This is a genomic window from Psychrobacter sp. GW64-MNA-CIBAN-0177 (genome assembly GCF_040309585.1).
Classification (GTDB): Bacteria; Pseudomonadota; Gammaproteobacteria; order Pseudomonadales; family Moraxellaceae; genus Psychrobacter; species Psychrobacter okhotskensis.
The window spans coordinates 1-231 of the sequence record NZ_JBEOOY010000661.1; the positions used below are offsets into that span (position 1 = coordinate 1).

The 231-nt window shown below is 40.3% G+C and carries 1 protein-coding gene; it reads right to left on the reverse strand.

The window, feature by feature from the left end; translation table 11 throughout:
• Positions 1–40: 40 nt before the first annotated feature.
• Positions 41–231 (reverse strand): hypothetical protein (locus AAEY79_RS16610; protein ID WP_352289918.1); only part of this gene is annotated, 191 nt, incomplete at its 5' end.

Here is a 231-nt window from a genome sequence, read left to right on the forward strand (position 1 = left end):
TCGTTATTCTCAATGGGAAACATCATCGCTTTCTCCTTTTTTAATGATTAGCCATCCACTCTTTATACAAATCTAAAATCTCCGCGCAGGCCTCCACTGGAATATTCTTAGCAAAGCCCTCGTTAAACCAGAAATCATAAACGGCTTGTATAACCTCTTTTACCGCATCAGCATCGCTAGGCTTTAGCTCTTGTAACTTATTGGCAATGTCTTTGGCCTGTATATCAGACT